1 protein-coding gene is annotated in these 272 nt (G+C 68.8%); it reads right to left on the reverse strand.

Annotated elements, in window-relative coordinates; genetic code table 11:
- Positions 1-272 (reverse strand): PEP/pyruvate-binding domain-containing protein (locus ACZ3HG_RS23760; protein WP_465334838.1); only part of this gene is annotated, 272 nt, incomplete at both ends.

Consider the following 272-nt stretch of genomic DNA (forward strand, 5'->3'; position numbering starts at 1 on the left):
CGTGACGTCCGTCGGTGTACCGCATCGCGATCGCCTTCTCGCCGACCGAACGCTTGAGGATCGCGGGACGACCGGCGCGCAGAGCGGGCTTGTATGTGTAGAACTCGTCGGGGTTCACGGCTCCCTGCACGACGGCCTCGCCGAGGCCGTACGAGCTGGTGAGGAACACGGCGTCGTCGAATCCGGACTCGGTGTCGAGCGTGAACATGACGCCCGAGGCGCCGACGTCCGAGCGCACCATCCGCTGGACGCCCGCCGACAGGGCGACCTCG

The sequence above is a fragment of the Erwinia sp. PME.40.26/001 genome (genome assembly GCF_055556675.1).